At 34.0% G+C, this 23,108-nt stretch carries 18 protein-coding genes; 12 read left to right on the forward strand and 6 right to left on the reverse strand.

Annotated features, from left to right (window positions below; translation table 11 throughout):
* Positions 1-44: 44 nt before the first annotated feature.
* From ABID96_RS05655 to poxB, 6 genes are all read left to right on the forward strand, one after another.
* Complete coding sequence (locus ABID96_RS05655) at positions 45-1,562, forward strand: aldehyde dehydrogenase family protein (RefSeq protein WP_192601192.1); 1,518 nt, start codon at positions 45-47, stop codon at positions 1,560-1,562.
* A gap of 55 nt (positions 1,563-1,617) precedes the next feature.
* Positions 1,618-2,826 (forward strand): iron-containing alcohol dehydrogenase, encoded by a 1,209-nt coding sequence (locus tag ABID96_RS05660; protein WP_192601193.1) that lies wholly within the window; start codon positions 1,618-1,620, stop codon positions 2,824-2,826.
* Between the two features lie 103 nt (positions 2,827-2,929).
* Positions 2,930-4,444 (forward strand): long-chain-fatty-acid--CoA ligase, encoded by a 1,515-nt coding sequence (locus ABID96_RS05665; RefSeq protein ID WP_192601194.1) that lies wholly within the window; start codon positions 2,930-2,932, stop codon positions 4,442-4,444.
* A 174-nt stretch (positions 4,445-4,618) separates the two neighbouring features.
* Positions 4,619-4,807, forward strand: a complete 189-nt coding sequence (locus tag ABID96_RS05670; RefSeq protein ID WP_088000042.1) for a hypothetical protein — start codon at positions 4,619-4,621, stop codon at positions 4,805-4,807.
* A 12-nt stretch (positions 4,808-4,819) separates the two neighbouring features.
* Positions 4,820-5,074 carry a spore coat protein gene (locus ABID96_RS05675; protein ID WP_088000043.1) on the forward strand — a complete coding sequence of 85 codons (255 nt, stop codon included), beginning with the start codon at positions 4,820-4,822 and terminating at the stop codon, positions 5,072-5,074.
* A 646-nt stretch (positions 5,075-5,720) separates the two neighbouring features.
* A complete protein-coding gene (gene poxB, locus ABID96_RS05680; RefSeq protein ID WP_192601195.1) occupies positions 5,721-7,457 on the forward strand; it encodes a ubiquinone-dependent pyruvate dehydrogenase in 1,737 nt (578 codons plus the stop codon).
* Positions 7,458-7,624: 167 nt separating this feature from the next.
* On the opposite strand, the gene ABID96_RS05685 is transcribed toward poxB, so the two are convergent.
* Entirely contained in the window at positions 7,625-9,307 is a 1,683-nt protein-coding gene (locus tag ABID96_RS05685) for a M4 family metallopeptidase (protein WP_192601196.1), read from the reverse strand.
* A gap of 678 nt (positions 9,308-9,985) precedes the next feature.
* Between ABID96_RS05685 and ABID96_RS05690 the strand changes: the two genes are divergently transcribed.
* Positions 9,986-11,134, forward strand: coding sequence for a glycosyltransferase family 4 protein (locus ABID96_RS05690; protein ID WP_377896735.1), 1,149 nt, complete (start codon positions 9,986-9,988; stop codon positions 11,132-11,134).
* A 177-nt stretch (positions 11,135-11,311) separates the two neighbouring features.
* Here the strand turns inward: ABID96_RS05690 and ABID96_RS05695 are convergent, their stop codons facing one another.
* From ABID96_RS05695 to ABID96_RS05710, 4 genes are read right to left on the reverse strand one after another with little or no spacing between them, the layout of a single operon-like run.
* Positions 11,312-12,469: a Ger(x)C family spore germination protein gene (locus tag ABID96_RS05695; RefSeq protein WP_192601197.1), complete on the reverse strand. Its 1,158-nt coding sequence runs from the start codon at positions 12,467-12,469 to the stop codon at positions 11,312-11,314.
* A complete protein-coding gene (locus ABID96_RS05700) occupies positions 12,456-13,559 on the reverse strand; it encodes a GerAB/ArcD/ProY family transporter (RefSeq protein WP_192601198.1) in 1,104 nt (367 codons plus the stop codon). The genes ABID96_RS05695 and ABID96_RS05700 overlap by 14 nt, the downstream gene beginning before the upstream one ends.
* A gap of 25 nt (positions 13,560-13,584) precedes the next feature.
* Entirely contained in the window at positions 13,585-15,150 is a 1,566-nt protein-coding gene (locus ABID96_RS05705; RefSeq protein ID WP_192601199.1) for a spore germination protein, read from the reverse strand.
* Positions 15,151-15,156: 6 nt separating this feature from the next.
* A complete protein-coding gene (locus tag ABID96_RS05710; RefSeq protein ID WP_088000052.1) occupies positions 15,157-15,282 on the reverse strand; it encodes a hypothetical protein in 126 nt (41 codons plus the stop codon).
* A 214-nt stretch (positions 15,283-15,496) separates the two neighbouring features.
* Between ABID96_RS05710 and ABID96_RS05715 the strand changes: the two genes are divergently transcribed.
* On the forward strand, positions 15,497-15,700 hold the full coding sequence (locus tag ABID96_RS05715) for a hypothetical protein (protein WP_192601200.1): 204 nt from the start codon (positions 15,497-15,499) through the stop codon (positions 15,698-15,700).
* Positions 15,701-16,295: 595 nt separating this feature from the next.
* On the opposite strand, the gene ABID96_RS05720 is transcribed toward ABID96_RS05715, so the two are convergent.
* Entirely contained in the window at positions 16,296-17,330 is a 1,035-nt protein-coding gene (locus ABID96_RS05720) for an NAD-dependent epimerase (protein ID WP_192602027.1), read from the reverse strand.
* A 239-nt stretch (positions 17,331-17,569) separates the two neighbouring features.
* On the opposite strand from ABID96_RS05720, the gene ABID96_RS05725 reads away from it, so the two are divergent.
* The 4 genes from ABID96_RS05725 to ABID96_RS05740 all read left to right on the forward strand — a co-directional run bounded on the left by ABID96_RS05725 (position 17,570) and on the right by ABID96_RS05740 (position 23,064).
* Positions 17,570-18,664: a CotS family spore coat protein gene (locus tag ABID96_RS05725; RefSeq protein ID WP_192601201.1), complete on the forward strand. Its 1,095-nt coding sequence runs from the start codon at positions 17,570-17,572 to the stop codon at positions 18,662-18,664.
* Positions 18,661-20,400, forward strand: coding sequence for a glycosyltransferase family 4 protein (locus ABID96_RS05730; protein ID WP_192601202.1), 1,740 nt, complete (start codon positions 18,661-18,663; stop codon positions 20,398-20,400). The genes ABID96_RS05725 and ABID96_RS05730 overlap by 4 nt, the downstream gene beginning before the upstream one ends.
* 443 nt (positions 20,401-20,843) lie before the next feature.
* The gene (gene galU, locus ABID96_RS05735; RefSeq protein WP_192601203.1) at positions 20,844-21,743 is read left to right on the forward strand and encodes a UTP--glucose-1-phosphate uridylyltransferase GalU; all 900 of its coding nucleotides are present in this window, start codon (positions 20,844-20,846) and stop codon (positions 21,741-21,743) included.
* Position 21,744: 1 nt separating this feature from the next.
* Entirely contained in the window at positions 21,745-23,064 is a 1,320-nt protein-coding gene (locus ABID96_RS05740; RefSeq protein ID WP_192601204.1) for a UDP-glucose dehydrogenase family protein, read from the forward strand.
* The last annotated feature ends 44 nt before the right edge of the window (positions 23,065-23,108 follow it).

The following is a 23,108-nucleotide window of genomic DNA, read 5'->3' on the forward strand; positions in this document are numbered from 1 at the left end:
GTAACAGAGTCTTTTTTTAAAAACTATTTTTAGGAGGTCTTTTTATGCAAACAGCTGTAAAAGTATTGGAATTTCCACTTTATATTGATGGGAAATGGACACCTGCAGTAAGTGGTGAAACTTTTAATGTGAAAAATCCAGCAACTGGTGAAGTAATTGCAAAGGTTGCTAAAGCTGGAAAACAGGATACAGAAGCTGCAATTGCTTCTGCTCGTAAAGCTTATGATTCAGGTGTATGGGCAAAAAAAACACCTAAAGAACGTGCACAAATTTTAATTAATTTTGGGAATAAAATAGTAGAGAACTCTCAGGAACTAGCATTCTTGGAAGCAATTAGTTCAGGTGCAACTGTAAGAAGGATTTCAAATCTTGATATTTTATATTTAGTAGATTTACTTCAACAAACTGCTAAATTTACGATGGAATATCCGTTTGTAGAGTCATTACCAGTTATCCCATTTCCAGGACCAAGCAATAATCAGGTTTGGCGCGAATCAATTGGTGTTGTAGCAGCAATTACGCCTTGGAACCTTCCTATGCTTTTAGCGATGTGGAAAATTGCACCTGCACTTGCAATGGGAAATTCGATAGTTGTAAAACCGGCATCTAATACACCACTTTCTACGCTAAAACTTGCTCAGTTAGCAACTGAAGCTGGAGTTCCAGCAGGTGTGTTCAATGTTGTATCGGGACCTGGGGCTACAGTTGGTGAAGTATTAGCTACTCATCCACATGTAGATAAAATTGCTTTTACTGGCTCAACAGAAGTAGGTCGCCACATTATGCAAATGGCATCGGAAACAGTAAAACGAGTTACTTTGGAATTAGGTGGTAAATCACCATCGATCGTTTTACCAGATGCTGATTTAGATATCGTGATTCCAGGAAGCTTATTTGGATTCTGTCTACACTCTGGACAACTTTGTGAATCTGGCACACGTCTATTAGTACATGATTCTATTTATGATGAAGTTGTTGATCAATTAGAAAAATTGGCTACTTCGATTACGATTGGAAATCAGCTCGATATGGCAAATGGAATGGGTCCTATGGCTTCTGAGCAGCAACTTAACACAGTTTTATCATATGTTGAAGCTGGAATTAAAGAAGGTGCCCGCTTAGTATGTGGTGGAAAACGTTTAACGGGTAAAGGCTATGATCATGGCTATTTCATTGAACCAACTATTTTCGCAGATGTAGACAATAAAATGAAAATTGCTCAAGAAGAAATTTTCGGCCCTGTTCTTTGTGTGATTCGTTACTCCACGATTGAGGAAGCAATTGAAATAGCGAATGATACGATCTTTGGATTAGCTGCGGGAGTCTGGTCGAAGGACGTTAACAAAGCACTTCAAGTTTCACGTGAATTAAAAGCAGGGACTGTTTGGATTAATGACTGGCACATGCTTAGAAGTGATGCACCATTTGGTGGATATAAACAAAGCGGTTTTGGCCGCGAGCTTGGAAAATATGCATTAGATGAATACACACAAGTAAAACATGTTCATGTTTCATTAACACCGGAACTAAGTCAAAAACCATGGTATGGAATTTTACTATAAGAAAAATAGATTCATAATTTAATGTTTATAAAAAATTATAGAAAAGAGTGATCCTATGGTAACGTCATTTTTTCAGTTTTCAGTTCGAACAGTTGTAAATAGTGGTGTAGGAGCACGCTCATTGTTACCTGAAATGATTAAAGATCTTGGCGGTAAAAGAGCGGTTCTTTATGTAGATAAAGGAATTACGCAAGCTGGAATCACAGATAAAATTAAGGAATTGTTCGAGGTTGTTCCTGGAGCGGTTCAGTTAGTTGGTGTCTTTGAGGATATCGAGCAAGATGCAAAAGGGGCAATTATTAACCGAGGTGCTAAATATTTTAAAGAATGTAACGGAGATGCATTAATTGCTGTTGGTGGTGGTAGTGTTTTAGACACAGTAAAAGCAATAAAATGGATGCTTCATAATAAAGTCGATGATATTCGTAATGAACTTCTTGTTGGAAATATCATGCAATTTTGGCCTGAAGCTGAGTACATTGCAATTCCTCATGTTGCAATTCCAACTACTGCTGGAACTGGAGCAGAGGTATCACCAGTAGCTGTCGTATTGAATGAAATTGCTGGAATTAAAACAAATATACTAAATCCATTTATTAGTGCGGATATGGCAATACTAGATCCTGAACTAACTGTTGGATTACCACCAAAAATTACAGCATTTACAGGTTTTGATGCATTAACTCATGCTGTTGAAGCATATTTTTCTCCTCAATCGAATCCAATGGCAGATGCATATGCACTTCAATCGATTCGAATGATTGTAGAAAATCTTCAAACAGCCGTTCATAAAGGACAAGATATCGTTGCAAGAGCAAATATGTTAATGGCTAGTACAATGGCAATCTCTGCTTTTTGTTTAACAATCAACGCAGTTCCAGTTCATAATATTGCTCATGTGTTTGGGGCAAAATTCAATATTCCACATGGACTAGCAAATGCAGTGTTATTACCAAGTGTAATGGAAACTATGGCACCTTTCTATTTAAGAAGAATTCATGGATTTGCCGACGCACTTGGAATTAGTAACCTACCAGAAAAACCTGAAGATTGTCTGAAAGTAGTTGTTGCATTCATTCAAAACTTAAGAACGAAAGTGGGACTACCTGATACATTTGCTGATTTTAATGTGAATGTTGATAATATGGCATACATAGTCGCAATGGTTCACAGTGATCCAACTGGCTTATTTTATAAAATTCCACCAGAAGTGATTGCAAAAGTTTCAATGGAAGTTTCAGGTACTAGTTTAGGCGTTTCATAATTTTAAGTAAATGTGAGGCATCATCAATTTAAATGATGATGCCTTAAGCATATAAAAGTCTATAAATTGAAATTTTTTCTAATAACTAGGAGGAAGAATTCTAATGGATTGGAATTTAAATGAGAGATTAAGTAGAGGTGCAGAAAACTATCCAAATAAAGCAGCTGTATTGTTTGAAAATGAAAAAATAACGTATAGAGAATTAAACGAGTATGTTGATCGATTAGCATGTAATTTAGCATCTAGTGGAATTAGAAAAGGTGACAAAGTTGCACTTATTTTGGGGAACTGTCCTGAATTTATCATCACATACTATGGAATTCTTCGTGCCGGTGGTGTAGTTGTACCAATCAATCCAATATATAGTCATGAGGAAATTTCATACATACTTGCTAATAGTAAAACGAAAGCTGTCATCGCACATTCATTATTAGAAACAATGATTGTTTCTTTAATGAAGGAAATGAAGTCGATAGAAAAAGTGTATTACGTAGAAACGAATCATTTAGAATTCGCTTGGGAACAATTGATTGCAGTAGAGAAAAGTGAATATGATTTTCCGTTAATTACCGAAGAGGATCTTGCAGTCATTTTATATACTTCTGGAACGACTGGTAGGCCAAAAGGTGCAATGCTTTCACAAAGGAATCTGTGTTCAAACGCAGAATCGATTGCTCAATTAACGGAATTTACAGCAGATGATCGAATCTTAGCAGTTCTGCCTATGTTTCATATTTTTTGTATGTCCGTATGCATAAACGCTCCTATCATTTGTGGAGGTACGATTGTTATCTCAGAAAAGTTTAGTCCGATTGATGTTATTAAGACAATTATGCGTGAAAAAGTAACTCTATTTGCGGGTGTACCGACTATGTATAGCATCTTATTACAATTAGAGGGTTATTCTGCTGACCATTTTAAAACACTGCGTATCTGTTTATCAGGTGGAGCGTCTTTACCGATCCAAGTACTTCAAAGATTTGAAAAAAAGTATAAGGTCAATATTTTAGAAGGATTTGGTTGTACAGAGACAGCTCCTGTTACAGCATTCAATCCTTTAAATGGGATTAGAAAAGTAGGCTCTGTAGGAATAGATATTCCAAGCGTAATGAATAAGATTGTTGATCCAGTTGGAAATGAAGTACCAAGAGGAGAAATTGGAGAATTAGTTGTAAAAGGACCAAATGTTATGCTTGGATACTTAGGAATGCCAGACGAGACATACGCTTCAATTAAAAATGGTTGGTTTCATACTGGAGATTTAGCGAAAATGGATGAGGATGGATATATTTATATAGTTGATCGAATGAAAGATATGATTATTGTGGGTGGATATAATGTTTATCCACGTGAAGTAGAAGAAGTTCTCTATAAACATCCCGCAATTATAGAAGCGGTCGTCATTGGGGTACCTGATCCAATTTTTGGAGAACAAGTAAAAGCCTTCGTTGTTCGTAATGATCATCTACTCAGTACTGATGATTTGATTGTATTTTGTAATCAACAATTAGCAAAATATAAAGTACCTAAGGAAATAGAAATTATTAATGAAATGCCTAAAAATAGTACAGGTAAAATACTACGTAGAGAACTCCGTAAATATAGCAAGACTAACTAGATAATGATATAAACACTTCAAAAAGTAAGAGGATATTTCTCTTGCTTTTTTTGTTCATTAGAAAGCTAGACTTCAAAGGAATCGTGTAGTTTGAACTAAATGTCATTTTCACGAATAGAATTTCCACATTTAGGAAAATTAATAAAGTATTATGCTTTGAAAGGAGATGTAAGAATGAATCAATCATTAACTGAACTTGAAGTTGAAAACCTCCGTCATATTATCGGGGGACATAGTACAATTGCTACTAAATTAGAAACATATGCAGAGCAATGTGCTGATCCTGAATTAAAAGCAATGCTACAAAGAGATGCTCAATCTGCAAGACAAGCACGTCAACAACTACTATCGTTCTTAGGGTAAGGAGGAAAGACAATGTTACAGGATAAAGATATGGTCAATGATTACTTAGCAGGAATTAATGCAAGTTTAACGGGTTATGCAGGATTTATAAACGAATCAAATAATCCAGAATTAAGACAAACTTTAATTCAACTTAGAAACCAAGATGAAGCACGTCAAAGAACTTTATACAATTATGCGCTAAATAAGGGCTACTATAAACCAGCAGAACCTGCACAACCAGAAGTCGTTCAACAAATTAAATCTGAGTTATCTTCTAATCAATAATCAGATATTTAAAGAATTGTGATTCCAGTACTTTATTAATGAAAATAGGAAAAAAGTTCAAACCATATTTTGGTTTGAGCTTTTTTATTGAATCTTTTAATGACAATTGAACTATGTGGAATTTCCGTCTAATACATCTAGATTATCTTTTCATTAATTAAGAGGACTTAGATAGTTTTAATGGAATGTTTATCTAATTTAAAAAACATTTAACCATGACATAATATAGTGAGGTATCATAATGAACCAGATTCGATTTAGGCGTTAACGAAAATGCAACAAGTTCAAATGGGACAGTTTACAAATGAAAAAACAATTCTTCAGTTGTTTCCTAAATTCCTAATTTACCATTAACTGCTGATAGATATGAGCTAACAGTTGATTTCAGAAACTGTGAAAAGTTCACTTGGTATTCAATAAAAAGATCTAGAACAACTACTAATCATGTAGTTGTTCTTTTTTATTTCAAATAACATTCATGATAAATTGGCTTTGAACAAAATTCCAAATTGAACCATAAATTGAAATTTATGTATATCACTCTAGACAATCGTAAACCATAAGTTTAGTAAAATGACATCTCACATCTGACCTGATTCTTTTCTATTAGATATAGGTCAACATTCAAATGGATAAGGAGAACTTTATGAGGAAGACAATTGCTGATTTATTAATCGACTCTTTACTGCAAGCAGGTGTTAAACGAATTTATGGTATTGTGGGAGACTCACTCAATGCAGTTTTAGATTCCATTCGAAAATCTAAAAAAATAGAGTGGATTTCAGTTAGACATGAGGAAGTTGCTGCTTTTGCAGCTGGTTCAGATGCTTTATTAAGCGGAAGTATTGCTGTATGTGCAGGAAGTAGTGGACCTGGAAATCTTCATTTAATTAATGGACTGTATGACTGCCATCGAAGTCGTATACCAGTTCTTGCAATTGCAGCACATATACCTAGTGTAGAAACTGGTGGGGAGTATTTTCAACAAACAAATCCTGAGCAATTATTTAAAGAATGTAGTCATTATTGTGAGACAGTCACAAGGCCAGAGCATATGCCTCGCTTGGCTACGATTGCAATGCAACATGCCATATCTCGAAAAGGGGTGTCAGTACTTGTTTTGCCAGGTGATATTGCAGCACTAGAAGATAAGGAATCAATCCCAGAACAAGTGATTCATGTTACGACACCTGTCATTAGGCCATCTAAACTAGAGTTAGAACGACTAGCAGACTATTTAAATGATGATAAAAAAATTACGCTGCTTTGTGGAGCGGGATGTGAGGGTGCGCATTCACTATTAATGCAGCTTTGTGAAAAGTTAAAATCTCCGATGGTAATTGCACTTAGAGGGAAAGAGCATCTTGAATATGACAATCCATATAATGCCGGGTTAACTGGACTAATTGGTTATTCTTCTGGATATCATGCCATTATGGATGCTGATATATTATTAATGCTTGGAACAGATTTTCCATACAGACAGTTTTATCCAAAGGATGCAATCATTTTACAAGTAGATATAAGAGCAGAGCATCTAGGAAGAAGAGCAATGGTTACCTATGGTTTATGCGGTGATGTGTCTGAGACAATACAATCATTATTACCTCTATTAAAAGGAGAGCGAGGTTCAGACCATTTAAATAAGTATGTATCTGCATATGAAAATGTTCGAAAAGATTTAGATAGTTTTGCAGTTGGTAAACCCGGACGTAAGCCGATTCATCCACAATATTTAACAAAGGTAATTAGCGACTTAGCAAGTGAAGATGCTATCTTTACATGTGATGTTGGTACGCCTACGCTTTGGTCTGCAAGATATCTACGTATGAATGGTAAAAGAAGATTACTTGGTTCGTTTAATCATGGGACAATGGCAAATGCACTGCCTCAAGCTATTGGTGCTCAAGTTGCAAAGTCGTCAAATCAAGTGATTGCTTTATGTGGAGATGGTGGATTGTCCATGCTAATGGGAGATTTATTAACATTACATCAGCATAACTTGCCTGTAAAAGTAATCGTTTTTAATAACAGTGCTCTTAGTTTTGTAGAACTCGAAATGAAGGCAGCTGGATATTTAGAGACTGGAACTAGTCTATCAAATCCTAATTTTGCAAATGTTGCTTTGGCAATGGGAATTGAAGGCATTCATGTTGAGGATCCGGCTGAATTACAATCTGCATTACAACGTGCCTTTGATCATAATGGACCATTTTTGATAGATGTAGTTGTAAATCGTCAAGAATTAGCTATGCCGCCAAAAGTAACCTTAGAGCAGGCACATGGTTTTACATTATGGACGCTTAAAGCTGTTTTAAACGGTCATGCAGATGATGTTATAGATCTTGCGAAAACGAATTTATTAGATCGCTTTCATTTATAAATAGTAAACTTATTAGACTATCTATACTAAAATAGATAGTCTTTTTAAGAACCTAGATACAGTTCGGATAAAAAAAAGCCGATTTCCTTTACAGTAAGGAAATCGGCTTCTAGTTATTTATTAAGAAGGGGAAGTATGCAGTCTTTTGGAAATTACATTAAATTATATTAATTAATGCCTACTGCACTGAATGAATTTTTAACTGAGCTAACTTCAGCAGAAGTTGCGCCATATAAATCTGATGCTGCTTGAACTACTGCTGCACGTGCTTGGCTGAAAGTTGAAGATGCAGTTAAGTAGACAGTATTTGCGCGATAGTAAATTGCAGCTAATTTATCATTTCCAATTCCCGCTACAGTTACACCGTAATGAGTGCCACCTTTTGCTAATAGGTAAGCTTGTTTATTGATGATTCCGCTGTTTGTATGAACGCCTCCATTATCACTAGTTCCAGTATAACGTTTAGAGTAATGATCAGGGTCACCATATTTTGTAGGATCACTCATAGAACGTAAAGCATCATTTGCAATAGAAGGAGTATAGATATCTTCACCGATTTCATAATCAGGATTGCTGTTCGCATAAAACTCAACTAATGTACCAAAAATATCTGAAATTGCTTCATTTAATGCGCCAGATTCATTTTGATAAATTAAATCTGAGCTTGTATCTGTAACAGCATGTGTTAACTCATGTGCTACTACGTCAACTGAACCAGATAATGGGATAAATGTAGAGCCATCTCCATCACCGTAAACCATTTGCGTACCATTCCAAAATGCGTTATTGTATCTGCTACCATAGTGAACGCTAGATTTTAATGCGCCACCATTTCCATCATAAGAATTACGTCCGAAAACATTTTTATAATAATCATAAGTTTTACCCGCATAGTAATGAGCGTCAACAGCGGCTCTATCATATGAAGCATTTAAAAGTGTGTCAACACTTGACCATAAAGAACCAGACAGACGAGTTCGATTAGCAGCATCGTATGTGAAAACGCCATTTCCTCTCGTATTATCTTGTAAATAATAATAAGATCCAGAAAGTAACATGTTTAGCGTTTTCGAATCTCCAAGTACGCCATAACCAGTTCCAGTTGTATTTGTTCCAGTTAATGTCGCATCACCTGGTTTAGCAGCAGCGGTAACCGTTTTTTGATCTTGATTACCATGTGCTTCATCAAGATCATTGTATTTATTTAAAATTTTACCTGTTGATGCTTCTATAAAATAGTTATAATTACCAGGTTTTGGAGATAGGAAATTTAAATTTACAAGATAAGCGTATGTAGCTTCATCCCCATTAGAGTATACAACTAAATCAGCTGTCGGTAATTTTTCATATTCAGGAATAAAACCAAGATCTTCTTCTGCAATTGAGATTGACTTATTCTCGTTTACTTTCTTTTCTGATTTCAGTCCCTTTTTTGAGTCAAGATCAGGTAAAACCGTTCCAGAAAATGTAGTTAAGACACCATCTTCGTTAACAACTGCTGCTTGAGTTGAACCCCATACTGGTACACCATTATACACTTGTTGCAACTTAATTGAAGTATAACCAAGATTGTCTTTTGCTTTTGATTTCACAGTGAATGATTCAGCAGAACTTTTAGAGCCTAATTTAAATTTGTCTTTGTTGGCGTTTAAATAGTCATAAACAATCGACTCAGCACTTTTTGAAGATGGCTTTGTTAAATTACCTGATACGAATTCAGGAGATCCAACTTTCTCATTGTACTTATAATCTGATAAGACATTTTTTGGTGCTGCAAATGCAGATGAAACTGATATTGAACTAACCGCTAATCCAAAAGATAATCCAATTGCCAATGTTTTTTTGTTCACTAAAATTCCTCCTATGGTTAACATTTTTGACTCAGGACACCATCGTAACATCATAATTTACATTGTTCAAACAATTTTTAATATTATGAATATTGTAAAAGTATGTCGTAAAACAGATACATTTTACGTGTGAAAATTGTTTCATTCCATAAATAGTCACGAAGTCAAAAAGGTTAATTTGGAATGCAAGAGCTATTAGTTCTGTTTTAAGTGGGGGGAATACACAAGTGATATATCAGTGAGTGTAATAGTGTTACGCTTAAAAATGGTAATAATTTACCAATTAAATATAGCTGATATAAATTGAAGATATGATATTTAGACAGTTTCAGTATTTGAAATGTGTAAAATCAACAATTTTTGCAAATGGGTAAGTGAAGTTTTAGCATGCTTTTAATTACAATCACAACTAGTAATCGCTTTTTGTTTGGACGGTATTTAATAGAAGTTAACTATAAAATCTTAAACTTTGAAAATAAGGGTTAGAGCCATTTTAGTAGAATATATTAAAATGTTATTTTATTAAATGATTAAGTCCACTAATAGTAGATTCGCCGTTTCCAATCATTTTTAACATCATAGATTACAAAGAGAAGATAGATGCTTGTTCGTTTTTATTTTGTTTCTTCTGAATGAAGGGAGTGGTCTACAATTAAAATTGCATTAATTTGTACAGAAATGTTTCCTGTACCTCCTGTTGGTGGAGGGGCAATACAAGTACTAATTGATGGTGTTACACCTCACTTAAATGCCCACCATGAATTGACTATTTTCGGAATTATACATCCCGATCTACCAGAACGGGGAGTCGTGAATGGGGTTGAATATATCCGTGTACCAAAACAGAATTATGTATTTAATATAGGAATTGAACTTTCTAAAAAGAGAGCGAAACATGAAGTGTACGATTTAGTTCACGTTTTTAACAGGCCTCGTGATTTACTAGTTTATAAGAATTCGATGCCAGAAAGTCGCTTCGTTTTAAGTCTCCATAATGAAATGTTTAAAGAAGGTAAAATTTCTTTTGAGATGGGAAATTTAGTGATTCAAGCAGTAGATCGAATTATGACAATAAGTGAATATATAAGACAAACAGTCATTGAACGCTTTCCACACGCTAAAAATAAAATCAAAGCTGTTTATTCTGGCATCGATTTGAAAAGGTATAAACCTTATTGGGATAAAGAAGTACAGGAGAAAAGAAAAGAGTTAAGACAAAAATTTGGGGTAGAAGATAAAAAGGTTGTTTTATTCGTTGGACGATTAAGTGCAGTAAAAGGCCCAGATGTTTTAATTGAAGCAATGAAAAAAGTAATGAATAAATATAGTGATTCTGTACTAGTCATAGTTGGGAGTAAATGGTTTAGCGAAGATCGAATTGATGAATATGGCTTAAAAATTAGAGAACAAGCTGAATCATTAGGTAAGGATCAAGTGATTTTTACTGGATTTGTTCCGCCAAATGATATTCCATCACATTTTTTAATTGGAGATGTTTTTGTATGCAGCTCACAATGGCAAGAACCTTTAGCAAGGGTTCATTATGAAGCGATGGGGACAGGCTTACCAATCATTACTACAAACAGAGGTGGAAATGCAGAAATTATCGAGCATATGAAAAATGGCTATGTAATAGATGATTACACAAACCCGGATGCTTTTGTTGAAGCCATTTTGTTCTTATTTTCAAATCAGGAGGCAAAAATTAGTTTGGCAAAAGAAGGACGAGCTTTCGTGGAATCCAACTTTGAATTTTCGCATGTATCTAAGCGTTTAGAAAATTTGTATATTGCTGCGATTAATCATGATAAAGAAGCAGGAGTCTAGGAAACAGTTTTTTTCGATGTCGTAAAAACTCAATAAAACTTTTAGTATAAAAAATATTGATTAAGAAAAAAAATAATCATTCAATTGAATTGGATAGAATTAAATTTCGATATCTTTGGAATGATTTAAAGCTCAAACATCTAACCATTAGAGTTTGAGCTTTTTTATTTTAGATTTTTATTTATTATTTTTAGATCCCAGCATTCCGTAATCTTTTATTGTTAAATCAACTTTATAATGAATGTTTGCTTTACTGAAATCTTCATCCCAATGATTTTTTATTTTATTCCAAAGCCTCGGTTCTTTAATTCTTAACTGATTTCCGAATCCAGCAACATCTACCTTTAATTCCTTCTGAGTTTTTTTCATTACATTTTCAACAATTCTTTGAACTTCTATTTCAGCTGCTTTTTCTATATGTTTAACATTTTTATTATTGAATGCATCTTTTAGATGTGGATTCCAATATTCTGCAATTCTGCCTTCAGATTCGATTGTTACATCGAATGTAATATCCTTGCCTTTAACATGTGGCTTAATTTTACTTTTCATTGATTCTATCTGATAATATGTTGGCTTATCTTTTTCTTTCAGATAGGCTTTCACATAACCACCTTTACCTTCTCCAGTTAACCAATTAATACCTTGTACCTCTTCTATATTTAAAAAACCAATCATTTTAGAAGTGTTTCCAATTACAGCCGCCCCATTAAACGACACTTCACCAGTAGTAGAATCTAACATTTGTAAAAGAAAGCTAGAACCTGAATTCATATTACCCCATATTTTCATTAATGTGGTATCCGATAAAACTTCTGTCGTAAATGATTGTGTTGCAATTTCTGCTATTCGTAGTGCTGGAATCACATTTTGTTCTTTTGTTTCGAGCGTTTGATCTGCTCGGCCTTTTGCAATAAATACGTGTGTACTTCCTCGAATATCTATATCTCTATAATATAAATCTGTTATTTGTCTTAATGGGGTTTCACGAGCAATTTCTTCACTAATGATAACTGTTTTTTGATGCGGTCCAAAAATGATACCTTCTCTTTTTAATGTTGTTTTCCATCCGGCAGGTTCTAGCGAATTTGCGACTGCAGACACATTAATATAAGGCTTTTGCTGTGAGGTTGGACCACCTGCTTTTTTAGCCATTGCTTCTGGTACAACATACTGAAGAGTAGATTTTATTTGTTGATCTTTATCTTTATCAATAGATGAACCAACTATAATGTTAAGTTCCTCAATTGGCTTATTGCTCCAACAACCAGTTAATAAAACTAAAATTGATAGTAACATAAAAGACAATAGTAGTGTTTGATTAAATTTTCCCATTTACTTTTTCCTTCACAAATGAAACAAATAATAAAAATATAGTTAGGGCACCAAATGTATAAAATGAAAAATTACCTAACAGATCACCCATTTTAAAGACACCGTTTATATCCTCTGGAATCATAGCAATTAAGTATATAAAAGGTATGATAACGAATAAAAAAGGATGGAAACTTTTTTTATTAAATATTTGGGCCATACCAATTGCTGCAGCAAAAAATGATACGATAAATGTGGTGAAGATTTGCATAATCCATATAACAAGTAAAATTGAATCGAATCTTTCAAAAAATAAGCCAGTTATTTCATAGCTTCGGACAAATGTAAGTACTGGCCATGTTTGAGATACGACACCAGCTACCGAAAACGATCCTACTACTGATACAACAGTAATCGTATAGAATATTAAAGGAATCCCAATACCAAAAATTGCTGCTTTCGAAGCGTTTTTTTTCTCCTTCATAAACATAAATATCACTAGCAAGATTTCAAATCCTGCAAATGAAAGAGAAGTTGTCGTTAATCCCTTTAATACAGGTTTAATACCCATTCCTAATACAGGGCGTAGATTATCAATCTCAAAAATCCCAATTCCTAAAAAAATAACGAGTAAAAAACATAAAACTGTGATTGGAAAGATAATCTCTAACATTCGAGCGATTGAATTGACTCCACCGAGCACTAAATATAGACCAATCCATAAAAATGGCATCATAACTGCCCACGTTGGAGTCCCTTGAAGTAAATATAACATTGTAGTTTCAGCCATCGAGCGTACTTCAAAAGCCGAAAGACACATATAATAGATGATGATAATCATACTGATAATGATGCCAAACCATTTTCCAACAAGTTTTTGACTAAATTGATATAATGTTTCGTTTGGAAATTTTTTGCAAAGTCTGACAATCAATAATGCAATCAAAATAATGAACAATCCACTCAAAATAATGCCAATCCATGCATCAGGAGTACCTACTTTTTCGGTTAATGTTCTAGGTAATGTTAAAATACCGGCTCCTAGTATGAAATTGGCTAGAAACATTACTACTTGATAGGTAGATATTCGATCTACAGGATTTGAGTTCATAAAAGGTTAACCCCCGTTCTATTGATTACTTCTCTCTAATCGAATTTTTTGATTGTATATTTTTTGGCCGACGTTTCATCAAGAATAATGGGCCTCTTATAATGAAATCTTTCCAATCTGAAAAGCGAAATGGAGCAGAAGGACTTAAATATGGAACGCCAAAGCTTTTTAGTTTGACTACATGGCTACAAAGTAAAAGTGAAAATAGGACGACCCCATACAATCCGAATACACTAGCGAATAACATAGAAATGAAGCGGAGCATTCGAAGTGCGATGCCAACATTATATTGTGGCAAAGTAAATGATGATATCGCTGTAACAGCTACAACGATTACCATAATAGAACTAACAATCCCAGCTTCTACAGCTGCTTCGCCAATGATTAATCCTCCAACAATACCAAGTGATTGACCGATTGGTTTTGGTAATCGTAATCCAGCTTCTCTTAGAACCTCAATTGAAACTTCCATGATTAAAGCTTCAATTAAAGGAGGAAATGGTACGCCACCTCTAGTTACAGCGATGTGAAAAACAAGCTTAGTAGGAATTAATCCTTGATGAAACGATATAAATGCAATGTATAATGATGGGGCAAATAAAGAAATAAATGAAGCGACAAATCGTAGAATTCTAATTAACGTCGCTGCAATCCATCTTTCATAATAATCTTCAGGCGATTGTAATAACATCTGAAATGTGACTGGAACAATTAAAGCAAAAGGTGAACCATCTAAAATAAGCGCTACTCTTCCTTCCATTAATGCACTCATCACTCGGTCCGGTCTCTCAGTGCTTTGCACTTGTGGGAACGGACTTAAATAGTTATCCTCGATGAGTTGTTCAATATATCCGGAATCTGGGACAGCATCAATTTTAATTCTTTTTATTCTTTTCTTTACTTCTTCAATTAATTGAGGTTCAGCAATGCCTTCAATATACACAATAACGAGCTCTTTTTTTGAAACCTCGCCGACTTCAAACCCTAGAATTGATAAATTTTGATTTCTTCCGCTACGTCGCAGTAGGGCAGTATTATCACATAAGTGCTCAACAAACCCCACTCGGGGTCCACGAACTAGAGCTTCCGAGTCTGGTTCATCAATAGCTCTTGATTTAGTTGATGCTTCACCTAATAAAAAGCATTCGGGTAAACCATCTACTAATAAACAAATAGCGCCGAATAAGACACCCGATTTTACATCATCAATTGTGTGCACTTCCTTCAAAGTACACACAGTCAAAGATTGATTCTTAATATACTTACTTAAACGCTCACTTTGCTGTTCGATGTCATCTTCTAATTGCTGCTCAGTGGCTAAAGATGTTAATCCTAACATCAATCCACCCATGATATGAGTTTGAATTAATTCAATATCACAAAGACCATCGATGAAAACAACCGCAACTTGAACAGTTGTATCACCTAATTGAAATTCACGAAATTTCACATCAGAATTATGGCCGATTTCTTTTTTTATAACTTCTAAATCGTACGTAAGATTACCCGTTAAACTTTTATCTGCCGATGTATGATTATTTGGTGTATTTTGTTCATGCTCTTGATTAAATTTGGATCTCCACCGTTTCATTTTTTATCACTCTTTCTCCATTAAATGAACCCATTTAAAAAATTTCCATAATGAAAAAGGAACGATAAAAGTGATAAAAGCTTGGATAAAAATCATGTAATCAGGAATGAAAGAAAGCAATTTTTTAAGCATTATTTGTTCCCCCAAAATGAGTAATAAAATATAAGGGTATTATTTCCTAAAGTTGGTAAAATAACCATTTTAGTTATCGTTCATTACTTAAAATGTTTTTCATTTCTGATTATGAGAATTTCACTATTTTGAATGATATTAGTCACGGTGGAGAGTCAGTCAATTGTAGAATAATTTTTCATAACGTATAGAAATCGACTGAGGGGGTAAAAGGATGGCTTGGCAACAAAATCTACAATATTTAATTGGAAGACCAGTAGGCGTATCATTAATGAATGGTCAAGGGATATCTGGTATATTATGTAATGCATACGGCGGAGAAATCTATGTAATGGAATACTTATACAAGACACAATTTGCAATGAAACATTATCCATTTCAAATGGTTCAAGATATAAACCCATTTCCTAATTGTTAAAAAATAAAGATATTGATGTAAAGAGCAAATAATAGAAAATTAATTGATCCCGTCAATTTACGTTAATGTAATTAGAAAAAAAATTAGAAGATCAAATCGCTTAGGATATGGCCAGTTTTTTATTGCTTAAAAAAGGATAATAGAAAAGAGTGAATAATGGTATCGCCGTTTAAAGACTTAGATTTACTAATTGTTTTGGAGAAAGTATATAGGGGTCATCAAAAAGTAGTAGATTTTCGCTATTTAAGAGTATAACTTTTTAGAAGTTCAAGATTTTTAAAAGGTTTTCAAAGAGTCCTCATAAAAACACACTTTGATTGGAACGGAAGGTGCTCGACTCCTATGGGAGATGTGGGACAGCTGAGACCCCGCAGGTGCGAATGCGCCGAGGAGGCTCAGCGCCCGCCCCATGGAAAGCGAGCATCCTGGAGTGGAAATCAACGCATTTCGCATTTTCTTTTTTCGTTAATGTAAAGTAGAAGGGGCGTCTCTTAGACAAATAGTCTTATGAGACAGCCCCTATTTTAAATGTTAATTATATAGTTATATAATTTTTTTACTAATTGCAGTAAGTTGAATTTTCATCTAATCCAAGTTAAGTTTTAATATTTTTATAGTCTTTAAACCAGTCTGTGAATTTAATTAATCCGTCCTCGATAGAAGTTTGAGGTCGATATTTTATGTCATTAACTAATTGTTCAATATCAGCATATGTTTCAAGAACTTCTCCGGGATTCATTGGTAATAACTTTAAAATTGCTTTTTTGCCTAATTGTTCTTCTATTAACTGAATAAAGTAGTCTAATTTTACAGGTTTATGATTACCGATATTATAAATTTTATAAAACGAATCAGACTCCTTAGGTGGACCATTATTTATAATCCGCATGACTGATTCTACAACATCATCAATATACGTAAAATCTCTTTTCATATTCCCATAATTATACACTTCGATCGGCTGTTGATTGATGATGGCATTAGAGAATTTAAACAGTGCCATATCGGGTCTACCCCAAGGTCCATATACTGTAAAGAAACGTAGTCCAGTAGTAGGAAGTTTAAAAGTATGACTGTAAGTATATGCCATTAACTCATTCGCTTTTTTTGTAGCAGCATATAAACTAATTGGATGGTCTACTCGGTCATAAATTGATGAGGGAATGTGTTTATTATTTCCATAAACTGAACTAGATGATGCATAGATCAGGTGACTGATTTTATGGTGTTTACAGCATTCTAGAATATTTGCAAACCCAACGAGATTCGATTGAATATAAGACTCGGGATTTTCGATGCTATATCGAATACCTGCTTGTGCTGCTAAATTGATAACAATCTCAAATTGATATTGTTCAAATAGACTTTCTACCAATTCTTTATTGTCTATTGAACCTTTCACAAAGTGGAACTTTTGGTATTTCTTTAGCATATTTAATCTATCATATTTTAATGTTACATCGTAATAATCATTTATATTATCGATACCTATTACTTGGCAACCTTCCTCTAATAAGCGACGAGATAGATGAAATCCAATGAAACCTGCACAACCAGTAATAAAAATGAGTCTATTAGTATTCTGTATGATTTGAATTACCTCCTTACCTAATAACCGATAACATATCATATGTAGTTTAAAGGACGAGGTTCTACCGCTTGGAAAAATATGCAAATAACTATGAAACCACATTTTAGGCAGTGAAATTTTTTGATTAAAATGATTTAGCCCTCACAACACTTGTACTAATTCATATTATTACATTAGGTCTATACTGGCTTAGAGCTCAAAGAGATGAGTAAAATAAAAACATTTCACTTTTGAAATGTTCATTTTTTAATGGGCTTTAAATAAGTAGGAGGGAGAATTTGGAAAATTTAATAATTGAACCATGGGATGTCGACGAACTAACTCATGAGTTTTACGTACCTGAGTATATAGAAGCGATTGGCATTGAAGTGTTAAAGGAATATGATCTTCAAGTTAACAGTATGCAAGTTGTTACTACAAAACCAGATAAAGGTGGAGCAATTTGGAAGATAGAGACAAATGCTGGCCCAAAAAGTTTTAAGCTTTTACACAGAAGACCAACTAGAAGTATGTTTAGTTTGGGTGCTCAAAAGTATTTGGTTGAAGTACAAGAGGCTCGAGTTCCAGCTATCATTAGAACAAAAAATGGTGAGGAATATGTAGAAGCAGGTGGGAAATTATGGTTTGTGGCAGAGTGGATTGAAACGTTAGCTCCAGTGTCAAAAGATTTAGTTGGGGCAAAACAGCTATGCTACGCATTAGGGGAATTCCATCGTTTAAGCAAAGGCTATGTTCCACCTAGTCAAGCTGAAGTAGCGTCAAGATTACACAAATGGCCAAAAAGTTATGAAAAAATATATTCAAAAATGAATTGGTTCCGAACTGTAGCATTAGCTTATGAAGAAATGCCAGCAAGTCAGGCGTTATTAAATGTAGTTGATATGTTTCAGGAACAAGCAGCAAAAAGTATTGAAGATCTAAATCAATCTCAATATTTTGAAATGGTAAATGAAGGAAATGCAAACTGGGGATTAGTTCATCAGGATTATGGTTGGTCAAATGGTCAAATGGGACCAAATGGCATGTGGATCATCGACCTTGATGGAGTAGCATATGACTTACCTATTCGTGATTTAAGAAAGTTAATATCTGGAACAATGTCAGATTTATTTGGATGGGATGTTAATTGGGTTAGAGAAATGATTCAGTCCTATCATGAAGCGAATCCTATTTCTCCAGAGTTATATGAGGTATTAATGATTGATTTCTCATTACCAAATGAATTTTATAAAAATATTAAAGAAGTTCTATATGAACCAGAACTATTCTTAACTGAAACGACAATTCAATTAATTCAATCAATTGTTGATCTGGAGCAGTCAAAATGGGCTACTTTAAATGAAATAAGAAATGACTGGAGTGATAAATCATGAAGATATTAATGGTTTGTACAGAGAATCTTCCGGTACCTCCAGTTTTAGGTGGAGCGATTCAAACCTATATTTCAGGAAGTTTACCTTATTTAAGTAAAAGTCATGATATAACAATTATGGGAATAAATGACCCAACACTACCAGATGAGGAAATAATTGATGGAGTGAAATACATTCGTGTTCCTGGAAAAGTACTTGAATTGTATCGTGAAGGTGTCGTTGAATATATAAAATCAAATCAATTTGATTTAATTCACATTTTTAACCGACCTCGATTGGTTTTGCCAATTCGAAAAGTTGCTCCTAATGCAAAAATAACTTTGAGTATGCATAACGATATGTTTAATCTTGGTAAAATCGATCCAGAAGAAGCTAAGTTAGTAATTGAAGAAGTTTCCAATATTGTAACTGTCAGTGACTATGTAGGGAATGTAATTCGCGAACTCTATCCTGAGGCTTCTAATAAGATTAAAACAATTTATTCAGGAGTAGATTCTGATAGATTTTTACCTGGAAATAATTCGAAAATGAGTGGAATTAGAGATACGCTTAGAAGAGAATATGGTTTAGAGAATAAAACAGTCATTTTATTTGCGGGTAGACTTTCTGAAAATAAAGGAGTAGACCGTTTAATTAGAGCTCTACCACAGCTATCGAAAACATTTAAAGATTTAGCATTGGTCATAGTAGGGAGTAATTGGTTTAGCCAAAATAATGTAACAGATTATGTAGCATATATTAGAGCAATCTCAAAAAAACAGGAAGTTCCAGTCGTAACTACAGGATTCGTTTCACCATTTGAAATGCAAAACTGGTTTGCTGTTGCTGATATATTTGTTTGTACTTCTCTATGGCAAGAACCACTTGCGAGAGTTCATTATGAAGCAATGGCAGCAGGACTTCCTATTGTAACAACAGCAAGAGGTGGTAACCCAGAAGTTATTATACCTGGTGAAAATGGATTAATTGTTGAAAATCCAGAAGACCCTAGTGAATTTGCAACAAAAATTACAGAGATTTTATCAAATAAATCATTAATGAGAAGTATGAGTAACAGAGGTAGAGAACTAGCAGTTTCTAAATATACCTGGAGTCGAGTAGGAAATGAGATTTTAGACGTATGGAATAGATCAGAGTTTGTTTCTGCTATTAATTCGGAGCAATTAGAACAATATGAATCTAAATTGGTCTTTAAAACAGCAGCTCCTGTACAAACAAACAAAAACATTCCTACAGTATCTGAGGAAAACCAAGTTAACGAGAATAACGAAATTAAAGAAATCAAGATTGAAAAAGAACTAGAAACAGTGGGTAAACAGCCTATCCAGGAAAGAGTCATAGAAACAGTGGGTAAACAGCCTATCCAGGAAAGAGTCATAGAAACAGTGGGTAAACAGCCTATCCAAGAAAGTGTATTAGAAAAAGTTGCAATGGTGCAATCATTCGAGGAAAAAATCTTAGAAGCATTAGTAAAGCAATCTATTCGAAGCAATAAGGTACAAGGGAAGCAGACTGTTCATATCCGAGAAGTAACGAATGTTAACCCAAGAACACTAAGAAAAATTAGAAGCATAACAGATCGGGTGACTGCAAATACGAACGCGGTTGTCGAAGTGAAAGATGTTAATACAATGAAAGAAACAAAAAATGAACTAAATACACAAATTAATCATCAAAAAGGACTAAGAAAAATTTCGAGTGTTACGGAACAGTATAATAAGAAGTTTATTTCTTAGAAAATATAAAGAGCTTGTATTCTTACATGCTCTTTTTAGTATGTTTTAAACAGTTAACTTTCTATTTTAATTATGGTCGATCATGCCATTTTATGATAATAGGAAGAATGTACATATAGTAAATAAATAGTAGAATGACTATTACGGCCATTGGCCAGCTTTTTTTGAGCATAAATATCACCTCATTACCTTTAGTATGCAAATTTTTTTACATAATTATTCAATTCAACTCATTTTAAGATGGACAATTAACAAGTATATTGCAAATAACCTACTAAATTTATTACATAGTAGGTAATTGCAATAGTAAATTATTTGTCCATATATGAGAAACGTCTACTAGGTATACATTGAACTTTCAATATTAATAGGCTTATATGGTGTCCAAAATTCCAAATTTACATATACAGTATTATTGAACAAAGATTTGGAGGCAACCATAGATGAAAATCCGAAAGGCTATTATTCCCGCCGCCGGTCTCGGGACTCGTTTTTTGCCGGCAACGAAGGCACAGCCGAAGGAGATGCTACCAATAGTTGATAAACCAACTATTCAATATATTGTTGAAGAAGCAGTCGCATCAGGTATTGAAGAAATCATCATAATTAGTGGTAGGGGAAAAAGATCCATTGAGGATCATTTTGATAAGTCTTACGAGCTTGAAGAAGCGCTACTACGCAAAAACCAATTAGAAGAATTAAAGGAAATTCAGAAAATATCAAGCATAGTCAAAATCTTTTATGTCCGTCAAAAGGAGCCAAAAGGTTTAGGTGATGCAATATTATGTGCAAGAAGCTTCATAGGTGATGAACCATTTGCTGTATTGTTAGGTGATGACATTGTGTTGTCTTCAACCCCGTGTCTAAAACAAATAATAAATGTATTTGAAAAACATAATAGCTCAGTAATTGCTGTTCAAGATGTAGCTGATGAAGATGTTAGTAAGTATGGCATTATTAAACCAAAAAATATAGAAAATGATGATGATTTATTTCAAATTGAATATTTAGTTGAAAAACCGAAAAAAGAGATTGCGCCATCAAATTATGCTATTATGGGTCGATATATTCTAACTCCGGAAATTTTTGAAATATTATCGAGACTTCCTGTTGGACAAGGATGTGAATTGCAGCTAACGGATGCCATCAATGAATTGAATAAAGAACAAAAGGTCTTGGCATATAACTTTGAGGGAAGACGCTATGATATTGGTAGTAAAATAGGATTTATTATGGCAACGATTGATTTTGCAATTCATAGAGATGAAATAAAAGAGGAAGTCATTGCATTCTTAAAAGACATAATTGAAAAAGAATACTCCCTAAATAGGGGGAATGAATAAAATGAAAATTGCTATTTTAGGTACGGGCTATGTAGGTTTGACGACTGGTATTTGTTTGTCTGAAATTGGCCATTACGTTACATGTATTGATATAAACGAGCAAAAAATAAAGAATCTTCAAGTTGGAATCTCACCGATTTACGAACCAGGACTAGACGAACTACTTGTTAAAAATACTTTAGAAGAAAGATTATTTTTTACAACGTCATTTAGCGAAGGTTTGGAGTCAGCAGAGATCATCATTATTGCTGTTGGAACACCACAAAGAAATGATGGTGCTGCAGATCTATCATATCTAGAAGATGCGGCCGCTCATATTGCAACACATATTCAAGCAAATACAGTTGTTGTTATTAAAAGTACAGTTCCAGTTGGGACGAATGAATTTATTAAAGATTTAATTCAAAAAAACTGTCCAAAAGAGATATCGTTTGAAATTGTTTCTAATCCTGAATTTTTAAGACAAGGTTCTGCTATTAAAGACACAATGAAAGCCGATCGCATCGTAATAGGAAGTGAAAACGAGCAAGCTAGAGAGAAGATAAAAGAGATGTACAAACCGTTAAATGTGCCGTTTATCATGACCAATATACGAAGTGCAGAAATGATTAAATATGCTTCTAATGCCTTCTTAGCAAGTAAAATCAGCTATATTAATGAAATTTCTAACTTATGTGAAGCAGTTGGAGCAAATGTTGAAGATGTTGCAAAAGGAATGGGGAAAGATTTTCGAATTGGTGAAGCATTTTTACATGCAGGTATTGGGTATGGTGGATCGTGTTTTCCAAAAGATGTAAAAGCATTACTTTATACAGCCAAGTTAAATGGTGTAAACTTTGGATTTTTAAATGAGGTTATTGCAATAAATGATCATCAACATGAGTTGCTCGTTGAGAAAGCCTCAAAACGTTTTGGATCATTAGCCGGGAAGAAAATCGCATTATTAGGTTTATCGTTTAAACCAGAAACGGATGATATGAGAGAGGCTCCTTCTATTAAAATATCTCATGCTTTACTGACATTAGGTGCAAAAGTCAGCGCTTATGATCCAGTTGCAATTGAAAATGCAAAACATATATTAGGTGAAACGATAGAATATGCATCATCTGTTAAGGAAGCAGTGAATAACGCAGATGCAGTGTTCATTGTTACCGAATGGAATGAATTTAAAGAATTAGATATAAAAAGTTTAACACAGAGCATGAAAAATCCAATTATTTTTGATGGTAGAAATTGTATTCTAGAATCTAAGTTAAGAGACTGTAAAACAGTAGAATACTATCCTATTGGAAAACCATCGATTTTGATAAACATAATGTAAATTCATCATACTCAATCAGTCTGAATCTCTTGTTTTTTGTACTT

The organism is Gottfriedia sp. OAE603, from assembly GCF_040543965.1.
GTDB classification, from domain to species: domain Bacteria; phylum Bacillota; class Bacilli; order Bacillales; family Bacillaceae_G; genus Gottfriedia; species Gottfriedia solisilvae.

Excerpts from the sequence above, each read along its gene's own strand:
- galU (WP_192601203.1), top strand. The coding sequence starts at position 20,844 with ATGAAAATCCGAAAGGCTATTATTCCCGCCGCCGGTCTCGGGACTCGT.
- poxB (WP_192601195.1), top strand. The coding sequence starts at position 5,721 with ATGAGGAAGACAATTGCTGATTTATTAATCGACTCTTTACTGCAAGCA.
- ABID96_RS05705 (WP_192601199.1), bottom strand. The coding sequence starts at position 15,150 with ATGAAACGGTGGAGATCCAAATTTAATCAAGAGCATGAACAAAATACA.
- ABID96_RS05730 (WP_192601202.1), top strand. The coding sequence starts at position 18,661 with ATGAAGATATTAATGGTTTGTACAGAGAATCTTCCGGTACCTCCAGTT.
- ABID96_RS05690 (WP_377896735.1), top strand. The coding sequence starts at position 9,986 with ATGTTTCCTGTACCTCCTGTTGGTGGAGGGGCAATACAAGTACTAATT.
- ABID96_RS05665 (WP_192601194.1), top strand. The coding sequence starts at position 2,930 with ATGGATTGGAATTTAAATGAGAGATTAAGTAGAGGTGCAGAAAACTAT.
- ABID96_RS05675 (WP_088000043.1), top strand. The coding sequence starts at position 4,820 with ATGTTACAGGATAAAGATATGGTCAATGATTACTTAGCAGGAATTAAT.
- ABID96_RS05655 (WP_192601192.1), top strand. The coding sequence starts at position 45 with ATGCAAACAGCTGTAAAAGTATTGGAATTTCCACTTTATATTGATGGG.
- ABID96_RS05660 (WP_192601193.1), top strand. The coding sequence starts at position 1,618 with ATGGTAACGTCATTTTTTCAGTTTTCAGTTCGAACAGTTGTAAATAGT.
- ABID96_RS05670 (WP_088000042.1), top strand. The coding sequence starts at position 4,619 with ATGAATCAATCATTAACTGAACTTGAAGTTGAAAACCTCCGTCATATT.
- ABID96_RS05715 (WP_192601200.1), top strand. The coding sequence starts at position 15,497 with ATGGCTTGGCAACAAAATCTACAATATTTAATTGGAAGACCAGTAGGC.
- ABID96_RS05710 (WP_088000052.1), bottom strand. The coding sequence starts at position 15,282 with ATGCTTAAAAAATTGCTTTCTTTCATTCCTGATTACATGATTTTTATC.
- ABID96_RS05695 (WP_192601197.1), bottom strand. The coding sequence starts at position 12,469 with ATGGGAAAATTTAATCAAACACTACTATTGTCTTTTATGTTACTATCA.
- ABID96_RS05740 (WP_192601204.1), top strand. The coding sequence starts at position 21,745 with ATGAAAATTGCTATTTTAGGTACGGGCTATGTAGGTTTGACGACTGGT.
- ABID96_RS05720 (WP_192602027.1), bottom strand. The coding sequence starts at position 17,330 with ATGATATGTTATCGGTTATTAGGTAAGGAGGTAATTCAAATCATACAG.
- ABID96_RS05700 (WP_192601198.1), bottom strand. The coding sequence starts at position 13,559 with ATGAACTCAAATCCTGTAGATCGAATATCTACCTATCAAGTAGTAATG.